We start from the raw sequence: 1,152 nt of genomic DNA, 5'->3' as shown, positions 1-1,152 counted from the left end.
CTCACCATCACCTTCCTCGCCCTCTGGTTCGGCCACAAACCCGCCATCGCCACCGGCACCACCGAAAAACTCGTCGAAGCAAGCGCCACCCTCGCACCCAGCCCCACGCCCCAAGCCGCACTCGCCCCACCCCCGGCGACCACCGCACCCGTCAACGAACCCGCCCAGCCGACCCAGGAACCCGACTCCGACGGATCGGGCGGAGGAGGCGGCGGCGGAGATTCCTCGGAGCCGAAGCCCCCCGAGGTGCCGGACCCGATCGGCCAGTGGCTGGTCAGGCCCGGGGACCTCGGCAAGGACGAGACCGGCGCCCACCCGCTCGCGGTGACCGACGTGACCGGTGCCGACGGACACGGTGGCGCCGGCGCCTTCAACGGGTCGACCAGTCAGATGATCTCGACGAGTTCGGTGGTGCCCACCGGGCCCGGCAGCAGCTTCACGATCTCGGCGTGGGTGTACCTCAACACCACCGCGCACTTCTCCACCGCGGTCAGCCAGAGCGGGAAGCACAACAGCGCCTTCTACCTCCAGTTCTCCCCGGGCGAGAAGCGCTGGGCGTTCTCCCGTACCCGCTCGGACGGCGGCGACAACGCCGCGATCGGCTACCGCGCGCTCTCCCTGGCCCCGGCTGCCCTGCACACCTGGACCCACCTGGTCGGTGTCTTCGACGGAACCACCAACACCCAGACGCTCTACGTCGACGGCGCACCCCAGGGCTCCGTACAGGACGCCTACCCGTTCACCACCACCGGCGCGTTCATCATCGGCCGGGCCAGGTACGCCGACGCCAACGCCGACAAGTTCGACGGGAAGATCAACGAGGTCACGGCGTGGGACCAGGCGCTCACCCGCGAACAGATCAACGAGATCCCCTGAACCCCGGGACGGCCACGGAGCCGGCCTCCGGGTGATGCCCCCGGGTGATGCCCACCGGGGCACCACCCGGGGGCAGGGGGCTGCCCGCGAAGACCACGGGAACGCCTGGACGGGCACGTTCGACGGCGGGACAACTCCGCTTCTCCGTCGGCCACATGGAGGCGGCAGCTCTCTGATCTACCGTGGCCGGGTGAGCCTATGGACCTCTCTCGAACCCGCGTCGGCCACGGTCGATCCCGGCAGCAGCACCACCGTACGACTCCGCCTGCGCAACAC

General features: G+C 70.1%; 1 protein-coding gene. It reads left to right on the top strand.

Features of this window, described 5'->3' with window-relative positions; all coding sequences use genetic code 11:
* A partial coding sequence (locus tag ACFWEE_RS32635) for a LamG domain-containing protein (protein ID WP_386894854.1) occupies positions 1–876 on the top strand: 876 nt, incomplete at its 5' end.
* Positions 877–1,152: the final 276 nt, after the last annotated feature.

The sequence above is a fragment of the Streptomyces sp. NPDC060184 genome, from assembly GCF_042728795.1.
Classification (GTDB): domain Bacteria; phylum Actinomycetota; class Actinomycetes; order Streptomycetales; family Streptomycetaceae; genus Streptomyces.
This window is presented reverse-complemented; position numbering and strand designations above follow the sequence as displayed.